The organism is Dawidia cretensis, from assembly GCF_018598175.1.
Taxonomy (GTDB): Bacteria; Bacteroidota; Bacteroidia; order Cytophagales; family Cyclobacteriaceae; genus Ohtaekwangia; species Ohtaekwangia cretensis.
Genome location: NZ_JAHESE010000111.1, coordinates 1 through 568, shown reverse-complemented (window position 1 = coordinate 568; position 568 = coordinate 1). Strand labels below are relative to the sequence as shown.

Here is a 568-nt window from a genome sequence, read left to right as displayed (position 1 = left end):
ACATACCGATTCCACAGTATCATGGCACTTATTGGTGAAGGCGCTGGGATGAAATCTGAAAATGGCCATGATTCTCTGCAATTGGCCGGCATCGGGTAAGATTCTCTTGGGGTGAATGAGGAGAACTGGGTATATACGCTGCCTCCAAGATAAATCGCGTTGTAAATACTAGGACCGTTGCATCGGTGAGTTAATTGAATTAACGTTTTTGCTAAAGTAACTACCTCCGAGGTGGGAATGGGGAAGACGGTTGTGACTTTTCCGATATGTTCAGCGCCGAAATTTCCATTAAGTATATTTTTTGCTGCTGTTAGTGTAGCAGGTATTCTAAAAGAAACGTTATGTCGTTTTAAGGCGGAAAGGACTGTTTTGATCATATCCTCCACTTCCGCAATTGACGCCGACAGGTATAAAGACCACCCTGAATTGCCGTTGCTTCTGCCAACTTGCAAGAAACGGTGGTCGATCGGATTAAAACGTAATTTTTCGCGTGACAATAGTGTTGCAAAATCTTTTTCTTTATCTATTCGGTTATAGGGCTCGGCGAATTTTAGCATAGCTGTAATGA

Annotated in this window: 1 protein-coding gene; it reads right to left on the bottom strand. The window is 42.8% G+C overall.

What is annotated here, in order from left to right; translation table 11 throughout:
- Window positions 1–557, bottom strand: a 557-nt coding sequence (locus KK062_RS29960; protein WP_254088068.1) for a class III lanthionine synthetase LanKC N-terminal domain-containing protein, incomplete at its 3' end; no start/stop codon positions are given.
- Window positions 558–568: the final 11 nt, after the last annotated feature.